The organism is Bifidobacterium amazonense (genome assembly GCF_018555435.2).
GTDB classification, from domain to species: domain Bacteria; phylum Actinomycetota; class Actinomycetes; order Actinomycetales; family Bifidobacteriaceae; genus Bifidobacterium; species Bifidobacterium amazonense.
In genome coordinates, this window is sequence record NZ_JAFEJT020000081.1 from 1 (window position 1) to 11,833 (window position 11,833).

Sequence of the window (11,833 nt, forward strand, 5' to 3'; positions counted from 1 at the left end):
TCTCGCTACTCATGTCTGCATTCTCACTCCCCAACAGTCCACGGACGTTTCCACCCCCGCTTCGCCCCGTTGGGGACGCTCTCCTACCCAACGACCATACGGCCGTTGCCGCGTCTTCGGTGGCGTGCTTGAGCCCCGCTACATTGTCGGCGCGGAACCACTAGACCAGTGAGCTGTTACGCACTCTTTCAAGGATGGCTGCTTCTGAGCCAACCTCCTGGCTGTCTATGCGACTCCACATCCTTTCCCACTTAGCACGCGCTTGGGGACCTTAGACGACGATCTGGGCTGTTTCCCTTTTGACGACGGAGCTTATCCCCCGCCGACTCACTGCCGGCATACACGCCACGGGTATTCGGAGTTTGGCTGCTGTTGGTACCCGATACGGGCCCGCAAGCATCCAGTAGCTCTACCCCCCGGACGCAATCAACCGACGCTGCACCTAAATGCATTTCGGAGAGAACCAGCTATCACGGAATTTGATTGGCCTTTCACCCCTAGCCCCAGGTCATCCCCCCGGTTTTCAACCCAGGTGGGTTCGGTCCTCCACACGGTCTTACCCGCGCTTCAACCTGCCCAGGGCTAGATCATCCCGCTTCGGGTCCAGGACACGCGACTCAAACGCCTTTTAAGACTCGCCTTCGCTACGCGTACACCACACGGCTTACGCTCGCCACATGCCACTGACTCGCAGACTCATTTTTCGATAGGCACGCCGTCACCCCGAAAGGCTCCGACGGTTCGTAGGCGCACGGTTTCAGGAACTGTTTCACTCCCCTCCCGGGGTGCTTTTCACCTTTCCCTCACGGTACTAGTACGCTATCGGTCGGACAGATATACTCAGGCTTACCCGACGGTCCGGGCAGATTCACGCGGGATTCCACGAGGCCCGCGCTACTCGGGAAACACGATCACGAGGTTCCGACGCTTCGGCTACGGGACTATCACCCCCTACGGTCCGGCCTTCAAACCGGTTCGCCTCCGCCAGAACTTTATCACTCGCGCCCGCCTCGCCGGCGACGGGACACATGCTCCCACAACACCCCACGCGCAACCCCCGACGGGTATCACACGCGCAAGGTTTAGCCATCATCCGCTTTCGCTCGCCACTACTCACGGAGTATCCTTTCCTGCAGGTACTGAGATGTTTCACTTCCCTGCGTACCCCCCGGCCCAAGCCGGTGACCACCCATGACGGTGGCCGGGTTCCCCCATTCGGAAATCCTCGGATCAAAGCCCTGTTGGCGGCTCCCCGAGGCATATCGTCGCCTCACACGTCCTTCATCGGTCCTGTCCGCCAAGGCATCCACCACACGCCCTTGCAAGCAACCAACCACAAGCCGGTTGCACGCAAATTCCATAGCAAGATTCGCTTGACGACAAATCATCACACTAACGATCACAAAACGATCAACACTCGAAAAAACCCAAAAAAATTGAGCTCTCGAAATCAACAGCAAAGAAAAACAAGAAACATTCTTCTTTGCTCGCGTCCACTATCCAGTTCTCAAACCACCACGCACCCCGCCCCACGCAACCGGCCAAAGACCGACCCATGCGACCGGGGGCACGGAACCGCACCAGACACCAAGGCCTGGGGTGACGGTCCGGGAACCCAAGAACATGCCCATACCACCAAGAACCGCCATGATCTCTTCCACACCAGCAACCCCGACCGAACCGGAACCATTCCGGCCGCGGGGCACACACCGGCTCCCAAACAGGAGCCTGAACTCTCCGTAGAAAGGAGGTGATCCAGCCGCACCTTCCGGTACGGCTACCTTGTTACGACTTAGTCCCAATCACGAGCCTCACCTTAGACGGCTCCCCCCTCAAAGAGGTTAGGCCACCGGCTTCGGGTGCTGCCCACTTTCATGACTTGACGGGCGGTGTGTACAAGGCCCGGGAACGCATTCACCGCGGCGTTGCTGATCCGCGATTACTAGCGACTCCGCCTTCATGGAGTCGGGTTGCAGACTCCAATCCGAACTGAGACCGGTTTTCAGGGATCCGCTCCATGTCACCATGTCGCATCCCGCTGTACCGGCCATTGTAGCATGCGTGAAGCCCTGGACGTAAGGGGCATGATGATCTGACGTCATCCCCACCTTCCTCCGAGTTAACCCCGGCGGTCCCCCGTGAGTTCCCACCATCATGTGCTGGCAACACGGGGCGAGGGTTGCGCTCGTTGCGGGACTTAACCCAACATCTCACGACACGAGCTGACGACGACCATGCACCACCTGTGAACCCGCCCCGAAGGGAAACCACATCTCTGCGGTCGTCGGGAACATGTCAAGCCCAGGTAAGGTTCTTCGCGTTGCATCGAATTAATCCGCATGCTCCGCCGCTTGTGCGGGCCCCCGTCAATTTCTTTGAGTTTTAGCCTTGCGGCCGTACTCCCCAGGCGGGACGCTTAACGCGTTAGCTCCGACACGGAACCCGTGGAAAGGGCCCCACATCCAGCGTCCACCGTTTACGGCGTGGACTACCAGGGTATCTAATCCTGTTCGCTCCCCACGCTTTCGCTCCTCAGCGTCAGTAACGGCCCAGAGACCTGCCTTCGCCATTGGTGTTCTTCCCGATATCTACACATTCCACCGTTACACCGGGAATTCCAGTCTCCCCTACCGCACTCCAGCCCGCCCGTACCCGGCGCAGATCCACCGTTAAGCGATGGACTTTCACACCAGACGCGACGAACCGCCTACGAGCCCTTTACGCCCAATAAATCCGGATAACGCTTGCACCCTACGTATTACCGCGGCTGCTGGCACGTAGTTAGCCGGTGCTTATTCCAAAAGTACACTCAACACCCGAAGATGCCTTGATCCCAATGAAAAGAGGTTTACAACCCGAAGGCCTCCATCCCTCACGCGGCGTCGCTGCATCAGGCTTGCGCCCATTGTGCAATATTCCCCACTGCTGCCTCCCGTAGGAGTCTGGGCCGTATCTCAGTCCCAATGTGGCCGGTCGCCCTCTCAGGCCGGCTACCCGTCGAAGCCACGGTAGGCCGTTACCCCACCGTCAAGCTGATAGGACGCGACCCCATCCCATACCGCACCAGGCTTTCCCACACTCGCATGCGCTCATGTGGAGCATTCGGCATTACCACCCGTTTCCAGGAGCTATTCCAAAGTACAGGGCAGGTCGGTCACGCATTACTCACCCGTTCGCCACTCTCACCCGTTAGCAAGCTAACAGGATCCCGTTCGACTTGCATGTGTTAAGCACGCCGCCAGCGTTCATCCTGAGCCAGAATCGAACCCTCCACAAAAAAACTTGCAAAGAGAACCAAACAATGACTCTCACAATATTGACGGAACATCCTATAAGGAAGGACGTTCGCACAAAAACCCCACTCCCAATTACCCACTCTCATGGAACCCAACCCCCACAAAGAAGACCAGGAAAGGAATGAACTGGCAATCAAAAAACGACTCTAAAAAGTAGTACAAACACGCTCTTGAGTTCTCAAACCACCACCACTCGACCAGCTTCCCATTCTCAAGGAAGAGAACCAGTCGCTGACCGGCAGCAAGAGATAAACATACACGAGGGGCCGCCCACGCGCAAGCCGATGGACGCAAGAAACTCGAGAACCGTTGAAAACACAAGGTTCCCTCGGCGTGTCGCAAACGCACTTTTCCACGTCTGAAACCATCCTAAACCCCAAAAACAACGCCCAGATGAACAACACGCAACCGTCAGACGGCGTGTCGAAGCCGGTCGAGACAACACGACAGCAGGCAGCGCCCAACCGATCGGCGCAACGATCGGCACATGCGCCAACCGGCCCGCACCGACCCGCACCGACCCGCACCGACCCGCACCGATCAACCCGCACCGATCAACCCGCACATATATACAAAGCGGGGTTCCGTCTCAACCAAGACGGAACCCCGCATTCATCCCCGTATCCATCAGCCATATCGGCCACATCAGCCGTATCAGTCGTATCGGCGAACGATGCCGGCAACAGTCGACGACAGACGGCCGGGCGAGTCACTCCTCGGTGATCTCGGCACCGAACAGTTCGGCGAGCATCTGCTGGCAGGAGATGCCCTCCGACAGCACGCGGCTCATCGCGTACGCCAGCGGAGTCGGCACATCCAGCTCGTCGCCGAGCGCGACGACCGCATCCGTCGTCGGCACGCCCTCGGCCACGCCGTTGCTCACGCGCGTCGCCTCCTCAACGGACAGTCCCTTGCCCAGATTCGAGCCGAACGTATAGTTGCGGCTCAACGGAGAGCCGCACGTCGCGATCAGATCGCCCACGCCGGCGAGGCCGGCGAAGGTCTTCGGATCGGCGCCGGCCGCCTTACCGAGCGCGGTGAGTTCGGCCAGACCGCGCGTCTCGATCATCGCGGCCGTGTTCTCGCCGTAGCCGGCGCCGCGGGCCATGCCGACGGCGAGCGCGACGACGTTCTTGAGCGAGCCGCACATCTCCAGTCCGATCACGTCGGTGGTGACGAACGCCTTGAAATAGTCCGTGGTGCACGCCGCGGCGACCTTGCGCGCGTTGTCGATGTCCACGCAGCCGACGACGGTGGCGGCCGGCTGGCGGTCGGCGATCTCCTTGCTCAGGTTCGGTCCGGAGATGGCGGCGAACCGTTCGGCCGGCAGGTCGAGCGCCTCGCGCACGACTTCGTCCATGCGCTTGCTGGTGCCGCGTTCGATGCCTTTCATCAGGCTGACGACGATCGCATCGGACGGGATAAGGCCCTTGAAGTCGGCGAGCGCGACGCGTGCGAACTGCGCGGCGATGGCGACGACGACGATCTCGGCGTCCTTGACGGACTCGGCGCGGTCGCCGGTGGCGGTCATGTTGTCGGGCAGCTTCTCCACGGACAGCAGGCGGACGCCGTTGTGATGGTGGTCGCGGATGCCTTCGACGATTTCGGGCTCGCGCGCCCACATCGTCACGTTATTGCCCGCGTCGGCCAGCACCTGGCCGAATGCTGTACCCCATGCGCCTGCGCCCAGTACCGTGATATTCATACGTTTACTCCTTACTTACGTTCGTTTCAGTCCGTGACCCGCTTCATCGTGCGGTAGTCCCAGTAGCCGTCGGGCGCGGACTCGCCGCGGATCTCGGCCATGATCGCGGTCATGCGCACGCGGATGCGTCGCGTGAGCTCGTCGGCGAGCGCCGCCGGCACGCCGTCGATGCCTTCGTCCCACGAGTCGCAGTCGGCGAGCAGGTCGGCGTAGTCGAGTTGCGCGTCGTAGCACATGACGACGTTCTTGCGCGGCCACGGCCACCAGTGGTTGATACTGGCCGCACCCCAGGTCACCGCACAGAACAGCGGGATCTGATGGCCGAGCCTGCGCGAGGCTTCGAGCGCGATCACACCGACGCCGTTCTTCATGCTCATCGGCCATTTCTTCGGGTCGCGCGTCACCGTGCCCTCCGGCCAGACCGTGAGCGGCCGGCCGCTCGTCAGGATTTCGATCGACGTCTCCTCGATCGCCTTGGCCTTGCCGCTGCGGCGCTGCACGGGCTGCATGCCGACGATCTGGAACCACTTGCCGATGACGGGCCAGTGGGCCATCTCCGCCTTGGCCATGTACCGCGGGCGGCGGCCCATGTGAAACAGGCTGGCCATCGGCACGAACACGTCGAACATGGTCACGTGCGTGGCGGCGGTGATGAACGGTCCGGTTTCGGGGATGTTGTCGAGTCCCCACGCGAGCGTCTTGCAGCTGGCGTTGAAGACGATATCGACGCCCTTGAGCAGACGTCGCGTTCCCTTCGGGTTCTGCGCGTCGATTTCGGCCTGGTTGATGCGCCGGTTCGGTCCGGTCGGCAGGTCGCGCATCGGGTCGACCAGATGGTGCGTCTTTGCCAGTTTCGCCACCTGCGCGTCGGAGAGCGGCTTGACCGCGGAGCGCGGTGACGGTTTTCCTTTGGATGCCATGCGCCCCATTGTACTGAGATCCGTGCGCAGCGAACCGTTCTCAATACGAATAGTGCGAGGATCGCGCGGGCCGAATCGAACATGCGGTTCTTGTAATCGTTGCCGTTCCGCCGATTCCATAATGTTCGGTTGAGCGGTATCGCGCGTTTGGCTCGCACGTTCCCCATTGAGAACGATTCGCCGGACACACGCATACTTTACATACCGACGGTCGGTATGTAAAGTATGCGACAACAGCTACGTCAATCGATCAATCAGGAGGCCCACCATGGCACGCAACGCGCACCCGGAGGTGACGGAGCGGCGCATCCTCGCGGCCGCCAAGAAGCTGTTCGCGGAACAGGGCTATGAGAAGACGACCATCCAGGACATCGTCGACGAGCTCGGCGACCTGTCGAAAGGCGCGATCTACCATCACTTCAAGTCCAAGGAGGCGATGCTCGAGCGGCTCAACGACGACGACTGGGCGGCCTACCAGCAGCTGCACGAGCAGATGGACTCACGCAACGATCTGACGGGACTGGAGAAGATCCGGCTGCTGTTCTCCACTTCGATGGACAGCACGGAGCATCTGGATCTCGCCCGCGACACGATGCCGCTGCTCGACGATCCGGCGACGCTCGCCGCGAACCTGCAGTTCTGGTCCACCAAGCTGCCGACGTTTCTCCGCACGTTCATCGACGAAGGCATACGCGACGGGTCGCTGCCCACCGAATACCCCGCCGAAGTCGCGCAACTGCTTGCACTGCTGTGCAACTACTGGCTGATGCCGCACTTCTACCCCGCCACCCGCGCCGAGATGGAGCACCGCATACGATGCCTGCGCACGATGCTCGACGCGGTCGGCGCGCCCGTGTTCGACGACGAGCTCGAACGACGGGTGCTCGACGGCATGATGCGCATCGCGGCCGTACGGCAGTAGCATGGCCGCCGTCCACAGTCCTCCGATTTCCCGGAATTGTTGCGCTGACGATGACTCAGTGCAACGATTCCGGGACGCCGGGAGTCATTTCCCGGATTTCTTGCGCTGAGCACAATTCAACGCAAGGATTCCGGGAAACAAGGGATGATTCCCCGGAATCCTTGCGCTCAGTCGTGCGCAGCACAAGAAATCCGGGACACGGCCGCCGGTACGGGTACATCTTCGTGAGATATTCGCGCCGCACGGCCTCTGCATCACCTTTGATAATCATCAGTATTTTTCATACCGTCGGTCGGTATGAATAAAAGGTAACCACGAAAAAGAAAGGAACAACCGACCATGTCCGATCCAACAGCAACATCAACAGCAACGTCAACAACAGCAACATCAACGACCCATTCCGCAACAGACCAGACCACAGACCAGACCACCACCCCCTCCCCGCTGCGCTCGCGCGACTTCGCGCTGCTCATCGCAGGCCAGGGCATCTCACTGTTCGGCGACTCCATGCTCGGCTTCGCCATGGCGATGTGGGTGCTCGACCGCACCGGCTCGGCCACGGTCTTCGCTTCGATCCTGGCCGCGGCGGTCGTGCCGACCATCATCTGCTCCCCGTTCGGCGGCGTGCTCGCGGACCGCATGAACCGCCGCACCATCATGGTCGCGCTGGACGCGGGCAGCTCGGTCATCGTGGCGGTCAGCGCGATCGTATTCGCAACGGCAGGCTTCCACATCGCCGCCGTCGCGGTCATGCAGATCCTGCTCGCCGTGCTCAAGGCGTTCGAAACGCCGACGGTACAGGCCGCGATCCCGCAGATGTACCGCCGATACGGCGAGGAGACGGTGCGACAGGCCACGGCCGTGACCAATCAGGTGCAGATGCTCAGCAACCTGCTGCCGAGCTTCCTCGGCGGCGTGCTGTACTCGGCGCTCGGCATCCGCGCGATGATGCTCATCACCGTGGTCAGCTTCGCGGCGGCGGCCGTGCTCGAGCGGTTCATCCGGCTCGGTGCGCCGGAACGCGACGGCGAGCTTCCCTCGCCGCTCGACGATTTCAAGGCCGGGTTGCGTTTTCTGCTGCACGATCGGCCGAACGTGTTCAAGCTGGCGCTGTTCGCGGCCGGTCTGAACTTCGTGGTCATCGGCTATGCGAACGTCGGCGTGGCGTACACGATCCGCACCGTGCTGGGATTCGACGCGACCGTGTACGGCGTGGCCGACGGTCTGGTCGGCGTGGCGGGCGTGGCCGGGGCGATGCTCGCGGGCATGTTCGCGGCGAAGCTGTCGATGGACCGCATGCCCGCGGCGCTCGTCGCGTTCACGCTGACGATTCTGCCGCAGGGACTGGTGTTCCTGCTGCCGGTCGGCGCGTGGACGAAGCTGGTGGTGATGGTCGCGTTCGAATGCGCGTCGATGGTCTGCTGCTGTTTCACGAATCTGATCGCCGCGCCGGCGATTCAGCTGAGCACGCCGGAGGCGATGACCGGCAAGGTGATGTCGATATTCGGCGCGCTGTGCATCTGTGCGCAGCCGCTCGGCCAGATGGCGTACGGCTGGGCGTACGACCGGTTCCCGGTCGCCGCGATCCTGCTCGTCACGACCGCGATCTGTGGCGTGGTCACGGCGATGATGACGCCGTTCTCTCGTCGATTCGACGAGTAAGCGAAACGGCCGGCATCCGAACCATACGGATGCCGGCCGTCAGTCAATCAACCGGTCAGTCAGTCGCGACCGATCCGCAGCACTCAGCCGATCGATCGCGATCGAATCGCCAACATATCAGTCGAAATCGGCGCCCAACGCCGCGAGCTTGCCGCGGAAATCCGCGTAGCCGCGGTCGATGAGCGAGATGCCGTGCACGTCGGACGGTCCGGACGCGGCGAGCGCGGCGATCAGGTGCGAGAATCCGCCGCGCAGATCCGGCACGTCGATGTCGCGGCCGGTCAGCGGCGTCGGTCCGAAGATCACGGCCGAATGCTTGTAGTTGCGCTGCTGGAAGCGGCACGGGAGGGACCCGAGGCACTCGCGGTACAGCTGGATCGTCGCGCCCATCTGCACGAGCGGCTTGGTGAAGCCGAAACGGTTCTCGTACACGGTCTCGTGCACGATCGACAGGCCGTTCGCCTGCGTGAGCGCGACCACGAGCGGCTGCTGCCAGTCGGTCATGAAGCCGGGGTGCACGTCGGTCTCGATGGCGACCGGCTTGAGGTCGCCGCCCGGATGCCAGAAGCGGATGCCCTTGTCGGTGACCTCGAACTTGCCGCCGACCTTGCGGAACACGTTGAGGAACGTGATCATCTCCGGCTGGGTCGCGCCCTTGACGAAGATGTCGCCGTGCGTGGCGAGCGCCGCGGACGCCCAGCTTGCGGCCTCGATGCGGTCGGTGAGCGACGTGTGCGTGTAGCCGGACAGCTCCTTGACGCCTTCGATGCGGAACGTGCGGTCGACGTCCACGGAGATGATCGCGCCCATCTTCTGCAGCACGCAGACCAGGTCCATGATCTCCGGTTCGGTCGCCGCGCCAGACAGTTCGGTCTTGCCTTCGGCGAGCACGGCGGCGAGCAGCGTCTGCTCGGTGGCGCCGACGGACGGGTACGGCAGGTGGATCTTCGCGCCGTGCAGGCCGTTCGGCGCGGTGATGTGGATGCCGTCCTTGTGTTCCTTGTCGACCGTCGCGCCGAGCTTGCGCAGCGTTTCGAGATGGAAGTCGATCGGCCGGCCGCCGATGTTGCAGCCGCCGAGCGCGGGGATGAACGCCTCGCCGAGACGGTGGACGAGCGGTCCGGAGAAGAGGATCGGGATGCGAGACGAGCCGGAGAGCGTGTCCACGTCGGCCACGTCGGCGAGCTGGACGTGCGACGCGTCGATCGTGACGATGCCGTTCGCACCGTCCACGTCGACCTCGACGCCGTGCAGTCGCAGCAGATCGGACACGACGTGCACGTCGCGGATCTCGGGCACGTTCTTGAGCACGGACTTGCCGGGCGCGAGCAGTGCGGCGACCATGGCCTTGCTGACGAAATTCTTCGCGCCGCGCACCTTGATCGTGCCGTTCAAGGGCTTGCCGCCCTCGACATGCAGGACGTCTTCCTCCGGGTTCATGGCCACGCTAACCTCTTTCAAACGCTGGTGATGCTTGGAACGCTCACATAGGGGACATAACTACTGATAGTTTGCCACAAGGTGTGTGGTGACGCGGTGAAAGACCGGCAAAGCCACTCGCAGAGCGGAAACGGTGTATAGTGGTGCCTCGTAATTGACGACATGCGAACAGCATTCGCTTGGATTCAAAGCCCGGCTGGTTGGCTTGGCAGTTCAATGTCGGTACCCCTAGGCGTAGGCGGGTGCGAGTCCCGTCGAGGCCCATCCCGTGGGGAGACCGGCGGGATGAACCTTCGTATACCAGTATGTTGCAGACATTTCTCATCGCCGTTTCCGTGTCCATGGACGCTTTCGCCGTCTCTATCGGCAAGGGTCTGACCGTGCGCAAGCTACGTCATCTGGACGCGCTCAAGACCGCATTGTGGTTCGGTGGATTCCAGGCGCTGTTCCCGTTGCTCGGCTATTTCTTCGCCTCCACGTTCGCCAGCTACGTGACCGCCGTCGACCATTGGATCATCTTCGCGCTGCTCGCGTTCATCGGCGGCAACATGATCCGCGAGGCGTTCGAGGAGGATGAGGAGAACGCCAAGGAGACCGCGGAATTCGATTGGAAGCACATGCTGCCGCTCGCCGTGGCGTGCAGCATCGACGCGTTTGCGGTGGGTGTGAGTTTCGCGTTCATGCAGGTGCATGTGTGGAGTTCGGTGATCACGATCGGCATCACGACGGGCGCGTTCTCGGCGGCCGGCCTGTACATCGGCCGCATGTTCGGCTCGCGTTGGCAGAAGCCCGCGCAGATCGCCGGCGGCGTGGTGCTCATCATCATCGGTCTCAAGGTGCTGCTCGAGCATCTCGGCGTGCTGTGAGTCCAAGCGTGAAGTTGCTGAAATCATCGAGATCACCGAGGTTGCGATGACCGGTCGTTTCGCGCCCACCCCGTCGGGCCGCATGCACATCGGCAATATCTACGCGATGCTCGGCGCGTGGCTGTCGGCCGCAAGCCGCGGCGACGGCGTGATCCTGCGCATCGAGGACATCGATCGTCCCCGCGTGCGGCCCGACGCCGACCGTTGGATCATGGACGACCTGCATTGGCTCGGTCTTGACTGGATCGGCGAGCCGGTGTACCAGTCCGCGCGGCTGGACCGGTACGAGGATGCGTTGCGCGTGCTGCGCGACGCCGGTCTCGTCTATCCGTGCTTCTGCTCGCGCGCCGACATCCGCGCCGCGTCCGCCCCGCAGGAGGGCGACGGATTCGTGGTGTATCCGGGCACCTGCCGCCGGCTGTGGCAGGCCGATCCCGCTGGCGTCTGGCGTCGGGCGGAGGCCGGGGACCGGCATTCGCTGCGTCTGTTCGCGCCCGATTGCGACGTCGCGTTCGACGATCGCGTGTTCGGTCCGCAGTCGTTCGATCTGGCCCGCGATCTGGGCGACACGGTGATGCGGCGTTCGGATGGCCTGTTCTCGTATCAGCTTGCCGTGACCGTCGACGATCTGGACATGCGGATCACCGACATCGTACGCGGCCGTGATCTGCTGCGCTCGACCGCGCTGCAGCTGTACATCCGCGGTCGACTGACGGAACTCGGCTTTGCGACGGACGTCACGTCGGCAGTCATGCCGCCGGACTCCGCAGCCGACTCGGGCCGGACGGCGATCCCGCGTCCGTCGGCGACCATCCTCCCCGTCTTCGCGCACCTGCCGCTCATCGACAACGCAGCCGGACGACGACTGGCCAAACGCGAACGTTCGCTGGACATGGGCATGCTGCGCACCGAGGGCCTCTCCCCCGAACAGATCATCGGCTACTGCGCACGATTGCTGGGACTTTCGGATCTGCCGGCAGGAGACGCCGACGACCCGTTCGGCACGCCCATGAGCCTTGACG

At 62.5% G+C, this 11,833-nt stretch carries 7 protein-coding genes and 2 rRNA genes; 4 read left to right on the forward strand and 5 right to left on the reverse strand.

The features are described 5' to 3' along the window. The 4 genes from JS533_RS12585 to JS533_RS12600 all read right to left on the reverse strand — a co-directional run. A 23S ribosomal RNA gene (locus JS533_RS12585) occupies positions 1–1,333 on the reverse strand; the annotation flags it as partial. A 410-nt stretch (positions 1,334–1,743) separates the two neighbouring features. Then, positions 1,744–3,277: ribosomal RNA gene (locus JS533_RS12590) — 16S ribosomal RNA — on the reverse strand. 728 nt (positions 3,278–4,005) lie between these two features. Continuing rightward, positions 4,006–5,001, reverse strand: coding sequence for an NAD(P)H-dependent glycerol-3-phosphate dehydrogenase (locus JS533_RS12595; protein WP_241515065.1), 996 nt, complete (start codon positions 4,999–5,001; stop codon positions 4,006–4,008). 26 nt (positions 5,002–5,027) lie between these two features. Further along, positions 5,028–5,921: a lysophospholipid acyltransferase family protein gene (locus tag JS533_RS12600; protein WP_241515067.1), complete on the reverse strand. Its 894-nt coding sequence runs from the start codon at positions 5,919–5,921 to the stop codon at positions 5,028–5,030. 268 nt (positions 5,922–6,189) lie between these two features. Here JS533_RS12600 and JS533_RS12605 point away from each other — a divergent pair, with 268 nt between their 5' ends. Continuing rightward, complete coding sequence (locus JS533_RS12605) at positions 6,190–6,843, forward strand: TetR/AcrR family transcriptional regulator (protein WP_241515069.1); 654 nt, start codon at positions 6,190–6,192, stop codon at positions 6,841–6,843. 339 nt (positions 6,844–7,182) lie between these two features. Beyond that, positions 7,183–8,505 carry an MFS transporter gene (locus tag JS533_RS12610; protein ID WP_241515071.1) on the forward strand — a complete coding sequence of 441 codons (1,323 nt, stop codon included), beginning with the start codon at positions 7,183–7,185 and terminating at the stop codon, positions 8,503–8,505. A 117-nt stretch (positions 8,506–8,622) separates the two neighbouring features. Here the strand turns inward: JS533_RS12610 and murA are convergent, their stop codons facing one another. Next, complete coding sequence (murA, locus tag JS533_RS12615) at positions 8,623–9,945, reverse strand: UDP-N-acetylglucosamine 1-carboxyvinyltransferase (RefSeq protein ID WP_241515077.1); 1,323 nt, start codon at positions 9,943–9,945, stop codon at positions 8,623–8,625. A 305-nt stretch (positions 9,946–10,250) separates the two neighbouring features. Between murA and JS533_RS12620 the strand changes: the two genes are divergently transcribed. Both JS533_RS12620 and JS533_RS12625 read left to right on the forward strand, forming a co-directional pair. Next, complete coding sequence (locus tag JS533_RS12620; RefSeq protein WP_241515073.1) at positions 10,251–10,811, forward strand: manganese efflux pump MntP; 561 nt, start codon at positions 10,251–10,253, stop codon at positions 10,809–10,811. A 46-nt stretch (positions 10,812–10,857) separates the two neighbouring features. Further along, a partial coding sequence (locus tag JS533_RS12625; RefSeq protein WP_241515075.1) for a glutamyl-Q tRNA(Asp) synthetase occupies positions 10,858–11,833 on the forward strand: 976 nt, incomplete at its 3' end.

Bases quoted from the DNA above. Each gene is read 5' to 3' on its own strand.
- JS533_RS12595 (WP_241515065.1), bottom strand. From the start codon at position 5,001: ATGAATATCACGGTACTGGGCGCAGGCGCATGGGGTACAGCATTCGGC.
- JS533_RS12600 (WP_241515067.1), bottom strand. From the start codon at position 5,921: ATGGCATCCAAAGGAAAACCGTCACCGCGCTCCGCGGTCAAGCCGCTC.
- JS533_RS12605 (WP_241515069.1), top strand. From the start codon at position 6,190: ATGGCACGCAACGCGCACCCGGAGGTGACGGAGCGGCGCATCCTCGCG.
- JS533_RS12610 (WP_241515071.1), top strand. From the start codon at position 7,183: ATGTCCGATCCAACAGCAACATCAACAGCAACGTCAACAACAGCAACA.
- murA (WP_241515077.1), bottom strand. From the start codon at position 9,945: ATGAACCCGGAGGAAGACGTCCTGCATGTCGAGGGCGGCAAGCCCTTG.
- JS533_RS12620 (WP_241515073.1), top strand. From the start codon at position 10,251: ATGTTGCAGACATTTCTCATCGCCGTTTCCGTGTCCATGGACGCTTTC.